This is a genomic window from Zunongwangia endophytica (assembly GCF_030409505.1).
GTDB lineage: Bacteria > Bacteroidota > Bacteroidia > Flavobacteriales > Flavobacteriaceae > Zunongwangia > Zunongwangia endophytica.
Map to the genome: position 1 here is coordinate 212,778 of NZ_JAUFPZ010000002.1, position 13,598 is coordinate 226,375.

Here is a 13,598-nt window from a genome sequence, read left to right on the forward strand (position 1 = left end):
TTACCATGGCAAAAGTAGTTCATCGAAAAAAAGATGCGAAAGGGCAGTGGTTAATTGGTTTAGAAATGAATATGAGCCAGATGATGAGTTCTAGTGCCGATTTTATGCTGGATCCCTATGTGATGTATGCTAATTTAGATGAAAATAAAACAGAAGATAAATCTGTAGAAGTTTATTTTACCGGAGCCTATTGTTTAGAGAGAGATGTTCTATTAAAACGAAAAGTAACACTACCAAAACTTCCTGAAATTGATGATATCGTGGTTTTTGTAAATACTGCGGGTTATATGATGCACTTTTTTGAAACCCAGGCACATCTTTTTGAACTTGCACCTAATTTGGTTTATACTGAAACTTCAAATGCCGTAGCATCTTCTAATTTCAAGTTAGATGCAGATGGATAATTTTTTCTGAATTCATACTCTACTTCAAAATAAAATAGGCAATGAAAATAGCGAATTTTGATCATTGCCTTTTAAAAAATTCTTCAGTTTATATTTAATTCAGCTTAACTATAATTTTACCAAGTTGCTGATTAGATTCCATGTATTCATGGGCTTTTTTGATATCTTCAAAATCGAACGTATTGTCGATTGTAGGTTTCAGTTTTCCTTTCTCTAATGCTTCGAAAATAAATTTCTTAGCCGGCTTTAATTTTTCTGGATTTGTGGTAATATCCATTAAAATATACCCTTGAATTGTTAATCGCTTTTGAAGCATTTGACCAAACGGAAATTTTGCGGATTCACTAGATAAAGATCCATACTCAACGATTCTACCTAATGGTGCAGCAGCTTTAGCTAATGTTTCAATTATAGGACCACTAATAGGATCAAATATAATATTGGCACCGTTGTTATTCGTGATTTCCATCACTCTTTCCACTAGATCCTCATCATCAGTAACAATCACATGATCGGCGCCTGCATCTAATAATTGCTGTTTTTTCTCTTCTTTTCTAGTGGTGGCAATTGCAATACCTCCTTTTAACTTTGTTAAGGCGATGGTAGCAAATCCTACACTACTACTTGCTGCGGTGATAAGGACAGCATCATCTTTAGCAATTTCACCGTTGGTTATAATTCCGCCGTAAGCGGTAATAAATGGCATCCATATCGCGGTAGCTTCTTCTGGTGAAAGATTATCAGGATAGTGGCTAACTGCATGTTCTGGTAAAATGGCTGTTTCTCCATAAGTTCCGTAATCATTCATAGAAAAGGAAGGAATAGTACTCACTTTATCACCCACAGCTACGCTTGAAACTTTGCTTCCTACAGCATCAACAATACCACTGGCTTCATAACCGATTAAAGATGGGAATCTAGGATTTTCTAAATATTGTCCGCTTCTGTAGGCTACTTCAGCGCGATTCAGTCCAAGAGCTTTTACCTTTATTCTTACCTCGTTTTCTTTAGGCTCTTGTAAGTCGATTTCTTCAATCTTTAATACATCAGCTGAACCAGTTTCGTGAAATCTTACAACTTCGGTCTTATTCTCTTTGTTACTCATAACTCTTATTTTTAAGATTCAATCTCATCAATAAAATTTGCCGAAACAAAGAGTTTGACATAAATAACATTATGTTTAGATAATTTTAAAATTTCACCCTGATTTGTAAGGCAAAAATTACTGGATTTAGATTGTGATAGACTTCGGAGTTATACCACATACTGCAAACAAAAACGGTTTGAGTAGAGACTCAAACCGTTGATAATTATAAGATTCAATTATTAACTTTATTTAGCTGGAATGATCTTCTGTTCTTTTAGCTGATCGAACAAGTTAAAGAATGATTCTCTAGTATCTTGATATTCTTTAAATCCTAGTTTACGGCTTTTGGCCATATTTGTCATCACTTCTATTGGTCTTCCCAAATCCAGATCTGTATGCCAGGGAGAAGCTAGTTTCTTTAACTCAGATTCCACTAATTCGTATTGCTCGGCAATTTGTTTCCAAATGTCTTCATCATTTTTCATCATTTCCTCAAGCGTTTTGTTGTTTTCAACATAACCCTGATATTCAACACCAAAATAATCTGCTATCTCTTTCCACAGCCAACTCCAACGGAATACGTCACCATTTACAATATTAAAGGCTTCATTTTCTGCCTCAGGAGTAGTAGCAGCCCATACAAATTGTTTGGCTAAAATATTAGCATCAGTAACATCAGAAATTCCATTCCATTGTGCCTCAGAACCTGGCCAGATAAAAGGTGTGCCGTGTTCTTTACAGATACTTGCATAAACGGCTAATGTGGTTCCCATATTCATTAAGTTTCCAACAGCCTGTCCTATCATCGTATGTGCGCGGTGTACGCTCCAAGTGAATCCATCACGTTTAGACGCTTCAAAAACTTCATCTTCCTGTGCGTAATAGAAATTCTTTAATTCTAATCTTGGGTGTTCTGTTCTTACAGGAGTTTCTGGTGAAAATCCTTCTTTCGCATAATTTTCAAACGGCCCTAAATAATGTTTAAGTCCGGTTACTAAAGCAACATGTTTCACTGATTTCTTCGGAGACAAAACATCTAGTAAATTTCTAACAATCTTACTATTTACTTTGATATTTTCTTCTTCTGAATCTTTTAATATCCAGGCGGTAAAAAATACGTGAGTTGGTTTTACATCTTTTAAAGCTTTCTCTAAGGCTTCTGGATCCAGCAAATCTGCCTTAATATTTTTGAATCCTTTAAGGTCTACATCAGAACTTCTGGTAATACCGTAGGTGGTCCAGTTATTTTCGAGTAGCTCTTGCGCAAGATTGCTTCCTGCAATTCCACTAGCTCCAACTATTAATGCTATATCTTTCATAATTTCTTTTTCTAAATTATTACAAAATTAAGTTGAATTTGATTGCTGTGCATTGATGTAAATCAAGAACCAAAATTGAGTGAATCAATTATTTTGAGTTAGATTTTTCTTGATTCTGCTAATGGTTTCTGGAGATAAACCAAGATAAGACGCAATTAAATGCTGCGGAATACGCTGTGAAATTGTTGGGTGTAACTTTAAGAAATGGGCGTATTTTTCTTCTGCAGTGTGCGTATTAGAACTTATTAACCTTCTATCTTTTGTCACAAGACTGTTTTGATATAAAATTCTAAAATATCGCTCCATAGAAGGTACTTCGAGGAGAAGTTGTTCATAGTTAGCTCGAGAAATCAATAACACGTCGCTGTCTTCAATAGCATCGATGTACATAATTGCTTTTTCGTCCCCTATAAAACTTTTAAAATCTGATACCCACCAACCTTCTAAAGCCAGTAAACTAATATGTTCCTGTCCTTTATCGTCTATGGTATAGGATTTTAAGGCTCCTTTTGCAACAAAAGCCAAATTTCTACAATATTGCCCTTCCTGCAATAAGAATTGCTTTTTTTGCAGTTTTTGGGTTTCAAAGAAATTAGGAATACTCTTTTTAGCGCTTTCGGTTAGTTCAATTTTTTCTTCGAGTTGGTCATAAAGTTCACTAAACATAATTTATTTTGTAGCCAGATTTTAGCTTGAAGGTACTATGTTTTATTAATAAATTAATGTCTTCGAAGAATTATTATTGAAAATGGGTAGTGAAGGAACTATATCTAATTTTCGTGGATTATTGAATGATATATGCTTTAATTCAAATTCGAAATTATTCGCACAAATATTGAGAAGGTGTAATCCCCATAAATTTTTTGAAGATTCGATTAAAATAGGAGAGGTTATTAAATCCAGATTCAAAGCAAGCTACGGAAATAGTATTACTTGCATTTTTTAATTTTAAGATTTGGCAGGCTTTATTTATTCTAACCTCATTTAGGTAAGTAACGTAAGTTTTTCCTGTTTTATTTTTAAAAAATCTACAAAAAGCACTTTTATTCATGCCTACTATTGACGCTATAGAGTTCAGGTTTATATCTTCTTTAAAATTTGTGGTGGTATAGTCGGTAATTAGTTGAAGTCTCTCGTCTCTATGATTTTCATCATTCATAGAATTTAAAGTGCCAATGATTTTGTTTTCCTGACTCTTATGCAATTCGTTCAGAAATGCTAAGGCTTGCAATGAGCAACTATTTCCATGTTTTGCAAGATTTATTAGCTGATTAGTGATCGTTTTATCATGTTGAATAGAATATTTTATACCTAGTCGTGATAACCTAAGAATCTCCTTTAGAAAGTGAAAATCTGTTTCAAATTCCGAGAGACGTTTCAAAAAATTAGCATTAAAATATAGGATGATAACTTCAGGGTTAGAGCAATTTTTAATTTTATTTTTGAAAGTGTGAGGTAAATTTCCACCAATTATAAACAAATCGCCAGAATCAAAATTAGTTACAAAGTCACCAATAAGACTAGTTCCTTTACCTTCTAAAATATAAATAATTTCAAGCTCGGGATGATAGTGACAAGATTCCTGAATTTTTTCCTGCTTTCTACGTATACATGTGACATTATCATATAGTCCATTGTTTTGCAATTGCGCTTTCATAAAATAATTGATGAAGGGGATGTATAAACTTTATGTTAATGAATGATGAATTCCGTTTTACTGATTCCAGTAATAATTTGAGGACAAGTTAAGAAGAGCGGTGTTTATTATTATACTTTTTATGTGAAAAATGATGCTATTATTTTAATCTTATTGTAAAAAATACACTAACTCATTTAAGTTTATTTAAAAAAAGCAAATATCGTTCAAATGATTGCAAAATTTGTGATCATTTCTAAGTGCTGTTATTCTTAGTTTTGGCAATAATTATTTGTTAATAAAACTTAAAATTTCACAACTATTTAGAATTTATGAAGAAAATTTACTTACTCGTATTTTTGTTTTTCATCTTTTTTCAGATGAAAGCTCAAGCACAAGAGATAGCAGTCACAGGTACTGTTACTGGCGCAGAAGATGGAATGCCGATTCCCGGAGTCAATGTTATTGAAAAGGGAACATCCAACGGTGTAATTACAGATTTTGATGGAAATTACAATATTAGGATTTCTGAGAATTCTATTTTAGAGTTTAGATACATTGGATTTAGGACTTTAGAATTTCCAGTAAATAGTCGATCTGAGATCAACGTACAATTGGAACCTGAAACAGCAAATTTAGATGAAGTTGTTGTAGTTGGATACGGTACAGAGTCGAAGAGTAAAGTTACAGGAGCCATCGAACAGGTGGATGGAGAAAGCATAAATCAGACTCCTGTTATTAATGCAGGAAATGCTCTATCAGGAAGAATTCCTGGTTTGATTGTTAATCAAAATAATTCAGAACCTGGTAATGATGATGCTAGAATCTTGATTAGAGGATTAGGTACTACAGGAGACAATACACCTTTATATGTGATCGACGGAGTGGCTAATCGCGATGATCTTTCCAGAATTGATCCAAATGATATAGAAAGTGTTTCTGTACTTAAAGATGCATCAGCAGCCATTTATGGTGCACAAGCAGCAAACGGAGTGATATTGATAACCACAAAAAGGGGTAAGTCTGGAAAGCCAACAATTAATTATAGTTATAGTCGGTCTTTTGTAAGTCCTACACGAGATGTAGAATTGGCAGATGGTGCATTATATGCGCGTAGCGTGAACTCGTATTCAAGTCAGCGTGGTCAAGAAGCGGTTTACAGCCAGGAACAAATTCAGAATTTTGAAGATGGAACCACACCTACAACAGATTGGCTTGATGAGGTTTATAAGCCACATTCTTCACAAGAGCGACAAAGTTTTACCATCCGTGGTGGTGGCGAAGCAGTTAAGTACTTCGTATCCTTAGGAACATCGTATCAAGATGGACTTATTAGTGGAGATGAAACTAGCGGTTTTAAGCAATATAACTTTAGAACCAATTTAGATGCCAATGTTACTGAGGATCTTACATTAAGCTTAGATCTTTTAGGAAGACAGGATTTACGCTCATTCCTTCAGTCCGATAACAATACCATTTACGGTAATACTCTAAGAGCCGCTCCAGATATTCCTGCAACAGTGAATGGATTACCAGCACGAGGGCGAGAAGCTAACAATCCGTTGGCTATTGCTCAGGGAAATGGATATTTAAAGCAGGACAACAATATTTTCAATGGTACATTTAAAGCGAACTACGCTGTTCCGTTTTTGGATGGACTAAGTGTTTCTGGATGGATGGCTGTAGATATTTATAGAAACGAAAGAAAACACTTTAATCAACCGTTTTCATACTATCAGGAAGTAGACGGCGTAGTTGAAGAATATAGAGGTGGACCAAGTTTTAATAATACATTTCTACGTTTGGATTCTCAAAATAGAAAATCTGTTACTTTAAATGCAAGTATAAACTATATTGAGCATTTTGGTGATCACGATTTTGATTTGCTTTTAGCTTATGAGCAAAATAGAGATGATAGATCTGAATATTGGGTGCAACGTAATGGCTTTCAGACCGATCAAATAGATGAATTATTTGCTGGAAGTGCTAACTCAGAGTTACAAAGTAACAACGGCTCAGCAAGTCTTCTGACTAGACAGAATTACTTTGGACGTTTAAAATATGGTTTTGACGATAAATATTTAGCTGAATTTGTCTTCAGATATGATGGATCTTCAATTTTTCAAGAGGATAATAGATTTGGATTTTTTCCAGGGGTAACTCTCGGTTGGATTGTATCAAACGAATCTTTTTTAGAAAACAGCGATTTCCTTAGCTTTCTAAAACTTAGAGGTTCCTATGGTGAATTAGGAAACGATAGAGTAGATCAATTTCAATACCTTAACTTATATACTCTAGGCGGAGGATTAGTGTTTGGTAATGAGAACGTTAATGCTTTATTTCCCGGAGTTGCAGCAAACCCAAATATTACCTGGGAGGTATCTAAGAGTTACAATTTAGGTATAGACACACGTTTTTTCGGCTATAAATTAAACTTTAGCGCGAACGTATTTAAAGAGGTAAGAGATAATATTTTAGGTCCAAGAAATTTAAGTGTACCTAGTTATACCGGCTTAAGCTTACCAGATGAAAATATTAGAGAAGTACACAATAAAGGTATAGAGTTAGAAGCTATGTACGAGGGAGAAGTGAACGAATTTAGCTTTTATGTAGGTGGAAACTTCACTTATGCTAAGAGTAACCAAGTATATCTTGATGAAGAAGGTTTATATCCAGAAGATTATCAAAGTGCAGAAGGTTACCCTGTTAGAGCAGAACTTGCTTACGAATATACAGGTATTTATACTTCACAAGAGCAATTAGAAAACCTTCCTGGTTACGGCGGAGGCATTGGCGACCCTATCTTTAGAGATGTTAACGGGGATGGAGAAATAAACAATGCCGATAGAACTAGACAGGATTTAACGAATATTCCACAAATACAATATGGTTTTCAAATAGGTGGAGAGTATAAAGGCTTTGAACTAAACACTGTTTTTGCAGGTCAGGCTAGAGCTACCCAATATCTAAGATATAGTTTCGCTCCCGGTAATAACGGACTAAAATATTTCCTTGAAACTGCTTATGATCCCGAAACAAATCCTAATGGTACTTTCCCATCACTTAATAGAGGAAATATAGTGGATAGGAGTACGATGTTTTATAGAGATATATCTTTTATAAGACTTCGTTCTGCAGAGCTAGCTTATAATTTACCAAAAAACTGGATTACGGGAGTTGGTCTAACGAATGCTAGAATTTCTTTAAGTGGATATAACTTACTTACATGGGATAATCTTAAAGGTGATGGACTTACAGATCCAGAATCGATTAATATTGAGGCTTGGCAATACCCTATTACCAAGAATGTAAGTTTAGGTTTCAATTTAACGTTTTAAAAAATTAATGATGAAAAGAACATATAAACTTTTATATATCGTTGGGCTAGTAAACCTTTTTGCTTTCCAGTCCTGTTCCGATGATATTTTAGATACAAAACCTTTAAATGGATATAGCGATGTTGCTGTATTTTCAGATGCTTCACTACTAAGAAATTATGTGAATGGAGCTTATGGAGGGCTAAGAACACCATTTAGAGATGAAAACACTTTTACAGATGGCCTTAGCGATAATGCTTATAATCAACATGGTAGTGCCGAAGCACAAATAAGACGTTACAACCAGGGAGAGGTAACCCGTGATAATGGTGAAAGCGTAACCTTTAATTTATGGGCGAATGCTTATTACTATATCCGTAGAACTAATTTATTTTTTGAGCAAATTGAAGGTTCTCCAATTAACGAAGATGAATTAGCGGTAATGGAAGGAGAAATGCACTTTCTAAGAGCCTATAATTATTTTCAATTATTGAAGTGGTATGGCGGTGTACCATTAATTAATGACACTTTTGAGCTTGATCAAGATAGTTATGCTGTAGAAAGAAATTCTATAGATGAAACGGTAGATTTTATTGTTCAGGAATTAGATTTAGCGATAAGTCAACTACCCGGGATGAATTCTGTAATTACAGGTCGAGCATCAATGGAAGCCGCAATGGCATTAAAAGGTAGAACATTACTTTATGCCGCAAGTCCATTATTCAACGATTCTAACGATCAGGGTAAATGGCAAAAAGCTATGGAAGCAAATCGAGATGTGATGAATTTAGAATCTATTTCTTTGGTAGACATGAGCAACTGGGGAGCAATGTTTAGAGGAGAAAACAATCAAGAAGTTATTTTCGAAAAACAATACTCACAGCAAAACAACCAAGGATATGGTGTAAATATTTGGTTGTTCCCAAACAGCAATGGTGGTTGGGCAACTACAACACCTACGCAAAGTCTGGTAGATAGTTTTGAATTGCTTAGCACTGGTGAACGACCATCAGAATCATCAAATTATGATCCGCAAAATCCTTATCAAAATAGGGATCCTAGATTCTACGAAACAATTCTTTATAACGGAGCTTCATTTAAAGACGGGACATACGATCCTTATTTAGATAAGGATGAACCAGAAAATGCTGAATTAGCTGGTCTGGACTCAAGAATTTCAAGCATATCTCCGCATAATGCAACTAGAACGGGATATAACTTTTTAAAATGGAGTCTGCCGGAATTGGGAGAATTCGATGGAAATACAGGACGTTATATTTTCTTCAGAAAAACAGAGTTCTATTTAAATTATGCTGAAGCGCAGATAGCATTAGGTAACGAAGCTGAAGCCAAGGAAGCAATTAATGAAGTTAGAACTTCTAGAGGAATGCCTGAAGTAACTTCATCTGGAGATGAATTAATTAACGATTATAGAAATGAAACCAGAGTAGAGTTTGCTTTAGAAGATCATAGATTCTTTGATATAAGACGATGGATGATTGCTGATGAGATTTTGGATCAACCGGCAATGGGTGTCGATGTCTATAAATTATCTAATGGTGATTTTGAATATAATTACGATTTTGTAACTCAGCAAAACCGAAATTGGGTAGAACGACAGTATTTTTTACCTATACCTTTTGCAGAGATTCAAAGAAGTGGTGGAGCTATCGAACAAAACCCAGGCTATCAGCAGTAGATAGTAATTGAATGATTGCTACGTAAAGCTTTATTAGCGATTTTCAATAAAAAAGCCATCCTTCTTAGGATGGCTTTTTTTATTGCAGTGGTTCTATTATATTAAAACCTTTTGATCTATTATAGATTTATTTCAATTTGAATAGCGATAATTTTTTTCCTTTTTTCTTCAAAGGCAATTCACTTGTAACAATGATTGTTTTATAAGATACTTTCTATGTGCCTATCGCTATGAATAAACCAAGAATGATCCAAATTATGCCCCAAATACTTAGGGGCATAAAAAATAGATCATGATTTTTGTTACTTTTTTGATGAATAATAATTCCGGTAAATAGATTAAGGATGCCTGAAATTATTAAACTGTTAGCTATTATAGTTCTTGATGCATTGCCATCGTCGCTAAAAAAATGAATACCACCTAATAATATAGTAATCGGGATTAATAATCCTAATAGTCCCCAACCCCTAGAAATTATCATATGTCTTATTTTAGATCTCTTCTAAATATGTTCTAGAACCACATCCTCTTTGGGGTTTGGGCCGTATTGATTGTCACTTGGCTCACTATCTGTAATAAGCAGGATAAGCATCCATATAGATCCTACTAATGGAATAAACCCAACTAATAACATCCATCCGCTTTTACCAATATCATGTAAACGCCTTACCGATACCGCGAGCGATGGCAGTAAGGAAGCTAACATGTATAAAACATAAATACCTATAAAAGCCGGAGTTTCTAACCAATTACTTAGACAAAAACTTAAGAGCATACAACATATAGAAAATATGGCGTTGATTAGCCCAAACATAAAATATTCTTTTCTTCTAGCTCTGCCTTTAAAATCTGAATATTGACGGAATACTTTTAAATACCATTTCATAACTTATATTTTCTTTTGATTAAACTGTAAATAAAAAAGAAGCTGTAATTATCCATATTCCTGAAATTAATCCCAAAATACCAAGCTTCCCTTGAAGGGGTACAAGTTTTCCCCTTATTTCTTCGCTTTTTTTCTGATAGTTTGATGCATTTTTAGCAAGCATTTTGTTAATGATAGGGAAACCTAAAAGAAAGCCTAAACTAGCTTCAACAATACTCCCAATAAATAGGGTAATCCACCAAATAGGAGCATTGCTTAAAACATTTAAACTAAGCATGCTAGAAATAATTCCCCAAATACCAAAAATTGAAAATATAACTCCAATCCATCCCTGGTATGGCTCCACTTTATCCAGTAGTTCTTTTGCATTTGGTTTCTTAGAAAGAATCAAGGAAGGTACAGCAATGATGCTGAGTAGAATTAACGAAATTCCATAAATCATAATATAATTATTTAAGTTTATCTAGATACAAATATCCACTGTTAGCTAGCCTTATATTAGCCGGTAACCAGTGAAATTGATATCCCTGTAAACAGGGTATAATTAAATCATATTATTTTCTATTGCATAGCGGGTAAGTCCTGCTAAATTTCTTACTTCTAGCTTATTGATGAGGTTTTTGCGATAACTTTCAATTGTATGTTTGCTCAAAAAAAGCATATCTGCAATTTCTTGGGTGGTATATTCTTTTGCGATGAGTTGTAAAACTTCTTTTTCTCTTTGAGTTAATCTAACTTCAGAAGTTTTTCTATTACTTGTAAGTGTCTTTATTAATATAGATTGAATACGAGAAGAAAAGTAATTTTCTCCTGAAAGTATTTTTCTAATTGCTCTCAGTAATTCATTTTGTTCCGCATTTTTAGAAAGGTAACCATTAACCTCATCTTCGGTTAAGGTTTTAATTTTAGCTCCGTCCTCAAGCATGCTTATCACCATTGTTTTAATTCCGGGGAATTTCTTTTTAATATTTTGATTCAGTGCTACACCATCCATTCCAGGCATATTAAGATCTGTAATAAGCAAGTCAATTTGCTCATTTTGATTTATTTTTAGATATTTCAAAACTTCTTCTCCATTCGATGTTGTATGTATAATATGCAAATCGTCTTCCTGTTCTAAAATACTTCGTAGACCGTCTACAAACATTTTATGGTCATCTGCAATGATAATGTTATAAGCTGTTTTCATGCTCTTGCTAAGTTTTCTTATTCCTTCGGAATACTAATACTAATTACCGTTCCTTTGCCCAAATTACTATCTATAGATAAGCTCCCCTTAAGCTCATAAATTCTATTTTTTAGATTTTTTAAACCTATACCTTCCGATTTTTCGGTTTCAAAACCTTTCCCGTCATCTTCATACATTAAAAACAGATTTTCCTCTTCAGAAATATAATTTAGTTGAATCACAATCTGATGGGCTTGGGCATGTTTCACTGCATTTGTTGTTAATTCTTTGATGATACTGAAGATGGTAACCTGTAGTTTCGTAGGTAAATTATTAATGGCTTCTTCAGGATAGGCATTAAAGAAATAGCACTTATTTTCAGGATCGTTAAATTGTTCAATATAATTTTCTACGATGGGAACGAAAGACTGCTCTTTAAATTCTTTGGGTAATAAACTATGTGAAATCTCACGAACTTGGTCGTAAGTACTATCCAATTGGTTCTTTAGATTGATAGCTGTTTCTGATGTTAGATAAAGCCTGTTCATCTGAAGTTTAATAGCTGCGAGATTACCACCTATACTATCATGAAGCTCCTGCGCAATTCGTTCGCGCTCTTTGGTTTGTATTTTCATGGAAGTTCTGGCAAGCTTTAATTCTTGCTCCTGTTGCAGGCTTTGCATCTCTTTGCGATTTAAATCTTCTTGTTGCCGATTTATTTCACTTTGTGCCTGTAACTTTTGATAGTACACCACTAGCAATAAAATTATAGGAATCAAAATGATTAGAAAACCAATTAAAACCGCATTTTTAATAGTGCGTTGGCGATCAATTTCTATTTGATCTTTTAGCTGAGATTCCTGAAGCTTTATAATCTCCCGCTCTTTTTCTAGGCTTTCGTATTTTTCTTCTAATTCTCTAACCTGTCGTTCATTTTGTTGCGCTGTAATTATTTTATTAATAGACTCATATTGAGTCATTAAATTATAAGCATTCTCAAAATCTTCTTTGGCAACATTAAGATTTACAAGAGCTCTATTTACTTTTTTCTGTAACTCTAATCGATTCCAAGAAACGGTGTTAATATAGGCGGAACTCAAGGCAATTTCAGCAGCTTCATAATTTTTTTCGTTCAAATAAACATAGCCTTCATTTATTACAGCTTCGATATACAAACCATAAAAGCCTTGATTTAAACAATCTTTTTTTAGTCGCTGAAATTTCTCTAATGTTTGTTGATAAGTACTCTCTTGTGCCTGAAGTTTAGCCAGGTTTAATTGTATGCGGTTGAATAATTTCTTAAGCTTTTTTGTGGCAGGTAATTGTAATGCTTTATTATACGAAGCTACAGCTAATTCCCATTCTTGTTTTCTATAATAATAATCACCAAATGCAGCGGTAAGAAAGGAATTAAAGGTATCCTGTGTTATTGCAACCGGTAAAAGTTTATCCAGAATTTCCTTGCTTTTTTTTAATTCCTCTTTTTGTAAATAGGTTTCTGCTAGACCTAATTTAAGATAGCTGGAAAATAATTTATCTTTTTCAGTATTTATATTTTCAATACCTCGAATGTAAGTTGCAATAGCCTCATCCAGTAATCCTGTTTTTCTTTTGGCAGCACTTTCATAATATATTCCGCGGTAAAAATAAAATGTATATTCTGAGTTATTATCTGGTAATTGTAACGCAGATTTTTGAATACGCTCACCATATACCAATAAAGAATCTGCCAAGTCTGTTTTATCAAAAATCTGGGCAATGGTATCTAGATAAGCAAGACGTATTTCTGGTTTATTCGTATCTTCTAATCTTTCATAAAGAACATGGTCTACATTGGAGGGAAGTATAGGAAAAGCTTTAAAATTAGAATACTTATCCTGCGCCTTCGCCGATATAAAAATGCATTGAAAAATAAATAAAAAGAGAAACCTACTGTAGGACATACTAATCCTTTTTTAGAGCCCGCAAAAATACGATTTATATAAAACTAAAAAGCAGTGGTATATAAAAATCCTTTATAGATTGAGTTTATTCAGAAGTCCGAACATGTTGCAATGGCTCAAATAAATATGCTAATAGTGT

12 protein-coding genes are annotated in these 13,598 nt (G+C 33.9%); 3 read left to right on the top strand and 9 right to left on the bottom strand.

What is annotated here, in order from left to right; translation table 11 throughout:
* Positions 1 to 5 precede the first annotated feature (5 nt).
* Positions 6 to 404: a type III PLP-dependent enzyme domain-containing protein gene (locus tag QWY91_RS01190; RefSeq protein WP_290230892.1), complete on the top strand. Its 399-nt coding sequence runs from the start codon at positions 6 to 8 to the stop codon at positions 402 to 404.
* 94 nt (positions 405 to 498) lie between these two features.
* On the opposite strand, the gene QWY91_RS01195 is transcribed toward QWY91_RS01190, so the two are convergent.
* The 4 genes from QWY91_RS01195 to QWY91_RS01210 form a co-directional block, all read right to left on the bottom strand.
* Positions 499 to 1,509, bottom strand: coding sequence for a zinc-dependent alcohol dehydrogenase family protein (locus QWY91_RS01195; protein WP_290230894.1), 1,011 nt, complete (start codon positions 1,507 to 1,509; stop codon positions 499 to 501).
* Between the two features lie 227 nt (positions 1,510 to 1,736).
* The gene (locus tag QWY91_RS01200) at positions 1,737 to 2,810 is read right to left on the bottom strand and encodes an SDR family oxidoreductase (protein ID WP_290230896.1); all 1,074 of its coding nucleotides are present in this window, start codon (positions 2,808 to 2,810) and stop codon (positions 1,737 to 1,739) included.
* An 84-nt stretch (positions 2,811 to 2,894) separates the two neighbouring features.
* Positions 2,895 to 3,476: a Crp/Fnr family transcriptional regulator gene (locus QWY91_RS01205; protein WP_290230899.1), complete on the bottom strand. Its 582-nt coding sequence runs from the start codon at positions 3,474 to 3,476 to the stop codon at positions 2,895 to 2,897.
* Between the two features lie 154 nt (positions 3,477 to 3,630).
* On the bottom strand, positions 3,631 to 4,467 hold the full coding sequence (locus QWY91_RS01210) for an AraC family transcriptional regulator (RefSeq protein WP_290230902.1): 837 nt from the start codon (positions 4,465 to 4,467) through the stop codon (positions 3,631 to 3,633).
* Between the two features lie 311 nt (positions 4,468 to 4,778).
* Here QWY91_RS01210 and QWY91_RS01215 point away from each other — a divergent pair, with 311 nt between their 5' ends.
* Positions 4,779 to 7,784, top strand: coding sequence for a SusC/RagA family TonB-linked outer membrane protein (locus QWY91_RS01215; protein WP_290230905.1), 3,006 nt, complete (start codon positions 4,779 to 4,781; stop codon positions 7,782 to 7,784).
* Positions 7,785 to 7,791: 7 nt separating this feature from the next.
* Positions 7,792 to 9,462: a RagB/SusD family nutrient uptake outer membrane protein gene (locus tag QWY91_RS01220; RefSeq protein WP_290230907.1), complete on the top strand. Its 1,671-nt coding sequence runs from the start codon at positions 7,792 to 7,794 to the stop codon at positions 9,460 to 9,462.
* Between the two features lie 214 nt (positions 9,463 to 9,676).
* Here QWY91_RS01220 and QWY91_RS01225 read toward each other — a convergent pair whose 3' ends face one another.
* The 5 genes from QWY91_RS01225 to QWY91_RS01245 form a co-directional block, all read right to left on the bottom strand.
* The gene (locus tag QWY91_RS01225) at positions 9,677 to 9,943 is read right to left on the bottom strand and encodes a hypothetical protein (RefSeq protein WP_290230909.1); all 267 of its coding nucleotides are present in this window, start codon (positions 9,941 to 9,943) and stop codon (positions 9,677 to 9,679) included.
* A gap of 21 nt (positions 9,944 to 9,964) precedes the next feature.
* Positions 9,965 to 10,348 (bottom strand): DUF805 domain-containing protein, encoded by a 384-nt coding sequence (locus QWY91_RS01230; RefSeq protein ID WP_290230912.1) that lies wholly within the window; start codon positions 10,346 to 10,348, stop codon positions 9,965 to 9,967.
* Between the two features lie 19 nt (positions 10,349 to 10,367).
* Positions 10,368 to 10,790, bottom strand: a complete 423-nt coding sequence (locus tag QWY91_RS01235; RefSeq protein ID WP_290230914.1) for a hypothetical protein — start codon at positions 10,788 to 10,790, stop codon at positions 10,368 to 10,370.
* A gap of 102 nt (positions 10,791 to 10,892) precedes the next feature.
* Positions 10,893 to 11,537 carry a response regulator transcription factor gene (locus tag QWY91_RS01240; RefSeq protein WP_290230916.1) on the bottom strand — a complete coding sequence of 215 codons (645 nt, stop codon included), beginning with the start codon at positions 11,535 to 11,537 and terminating at the stop codon, positions 10,893 to 10,895.
* Between the two features lie 17 nt (positions 11,538 to 11,554).
* Complete coding sequence (locus QWY91_RS01245) at positions 11,555 to 13,459, bottom strand: tetratricopeptide repeat-containing sensor histidine kinase (protein ID WP_290230918.1); 1,905 nt, start codon at positions 13,457 to 13,459, stop codon at positions 11,555 to 11,557.
* Between the last annotated feature and the right edge of the window lie 139 nt (positions 13,460 to 13,598).

Coding starts and splice junctions, on each gene's coding strand:
- QWY91_RS01225 (WP_290230909.1), bottom strand. CDS start 9,943: ATGATAATTTCTAGGGGTTGGGGACTATTAGGATTATTAATCCCGATT.
- QWY91_RS01195 (WP_290230894.1), bottom strand. CDS start 1,509: ATGAGTAACAAAGAGAATAAGACCGAAGTTGTAAGATTTCACGAAACT.
- QWY91_RS01220 (WP_290230907.1), top strand. CDS start 7,792: ATGATGAAAAGAACATATAAACTTTTATATATCGTTGGGCTAGTAAAC.
- QWY91_RS01245 (WP_290230918.1), bottom strand. CDS start 13,459: ATGTCCTACAGTAGGTTTCTCTTTTTATTTATTTTTCAATGCATTTTT.
- QWY91_RS01230 (WP_290230912.1), bottom strand. CDS start 10,348: ATGAAATGGTATTTAAAAGTATTCCGTCAATATTCAGATTTTAAAGGC.
- QWY91_RS01240 (WP_290230916.1), bottom strand. CDS start 11,537: ATGAAAACAGCTTATAACATTATCATTGCAGATGACCATAAAATGTTT.
- QWY91_RS01210 (WP_290230902.1), bottom strand. CDS start 4,467: ATGAAAGCGCAATTGCAAAACAATGGACTATATGATAATGTCACATGT.
- QWY91_RS01205 (WP_290230899.1), bottom strand. CDS start 3,476: ATGTTTAGTGAACTTTATGACCAACTCGAAGAAAAAATTGAACTAACC.
- QWY91_RS01190 (WP_290230892.1), top strand. CDS start 6: ATGGCAAAAGTAGTTCATCGAAAAAAAGATGCGAAAGGGCAGTGGTTA.
- QWY91_RS01215 (WP_290230905.1), top strand. CDS start 4,779: ATGAAGAAAATTTACTTACTCGTATTTTTGTTTTTCATCTTTTTTCAG.
- QWY91_RS01235 (WP_290230914.1), bottom strand. CDS start 10,790: ATGATTTATGGAATTTCGTTAATTCTACTCAGCATCATTGCTGTACCT.
- QWY91_RS01200 (WP_290230896.1), bottom strand. CDS start 2,810: ATGAAAGATATAGCATTAATAGTTGGAGCTAGTGGAATTGCAGGAAGC.